Here is a 1,064-nt window from a genome sequence, read left to right as displayed (position 1 = left end):
CGCCGCCCGCGACGACGACGCCCTCACCCTCCAGATCCTCAGCGACGGCAGCCAGCGCGAACTGCGCACCATCCTCGACCGCCTCGACACCGCAGGCGTCGAAGCCGACGAACTCACCGTCCACACCCCCGACCTCGACGACGTGTTCTTCGCCCTCACCGACAGCACCCGCGTCCCCCACCAGGCAGACCAGCAGACCCCGCAGCTCAACCCCAAGGAGGACGTCCGATGAGTACCCTCTCCCTCGCCGTGCGCGACTCGTCCACGATGCTGCGCCGCAACCTGCTGCACGTCCGGCGCTACCCCTCGCTCACGCTGAACCTGCTGCTCACACCGGTGATGCTGCTCCTGCTCTTCGTCTACATCTTCGGCGACACCATGAGCGCGGGCATCGGCGGTGGCGGCGCGGACCGCTCCGAGTACCTCAGGTACCTCGTCCCCGGCATCCTGATGCTGACCATCGGCGGAACCACCATCGGCAGCGCGGTCTCCGTCTCGATGGACATGACCGAGGGCATCATCGCCCGCTTCCGCACCATGGCGATCCACCGGGGATCGGTCCTCATCGGCCATGTCCTCGGCAGCGTCCTGCAGTGCGTGATGAGCGTGGTCCTGGTCGCCGCCGTCGCGGTGGCCATCGGATTCCGGTCCACGGACGCCACCGTGCTGGAGTGGCTGGCCGCAGTGGGACTCCTGACGCTCGTCTCCCTCGCCCTCACCTGGATCGCGGTCGGCATGGGCCTTTCCAGCCCGAACGTCGAGGCGGCCAGCAACAACGCGATGCCGCTGATGATCCTGCCGCTCCTCTCCAGCGCGTTCGTCCCGCTCGACACGATGCCCGGCTGGTTCCAGCCGGTCGCCGAGTACCAGCCGTTCACCCCGGCCATTGAGACCCTGCGCGGACTCCTGCTCGGCACCGAGATCGGCAACAACGGCCTCATCGCCGTCGCCTGGTGCCTCGGGCTGACCCTGCTCGGCTACTTCTGGTCCACGTCCCTCTACAACCGCGACCCGAAGTAGCCCGCGCGACCGGTCCGGCGGCGCGTCCGACACCCCGTCGGACG

1 protein-coding gene and 1 pseudogene are annotated in these 1,064 nt (G+C 68.8%); both read left to right on the top strand.

Going from position 1 to position 1,064, the window contains the following annotated elements; genetic code table 11:
- Positions 1–232: pseudogene (locus ACFWEP_RS34770) on the top strand (ABC transporter); the annotation flags it as partial.
- The gene (locus tag ACFWEP_RS34765) at positions 229–1,020 is read left to right on the top strand and encodes an ABC transporter permease (protein ID WP_387376315.1); all 792 of its coding nucleotides are present in this window, start codon (positions 229–231) and stop codon (positions 1,018–1,020) included. The pseudogene ACFWEP_RS34770 and the gene ACFWEP_RS34765, both read left to right, overlap by 4 nt.
- Positions 1,021–1,064: the final 44 nt, after the last annotated feature.

It is taken from the genome of Streptomyces sp. NPDC060198 (assembly GCF_042728415.1).
In the GTDB taxonomy this organism is placed as follows: Bacteria; Actinomycetota; Actinomycetes; order Streptomycetales; family Streptomycetaceae; genus Streptomyces.
The sequence above is the reverse complement of the archived record's forward strand: the minus strand, read 5'-3'. Positions and strand labels throughout refer to the sequence as shown.

Bases quoted from the DNA above. Each gene is read 5' to 3' on its own strand.
- ACFWEP_RS34765 (WP_387376315.1), top strand. From the start codon at position 229: ATGAGTACCCTCTCCCTCGCCGTGCGCGACTCGTCCACGATGCTGCGC.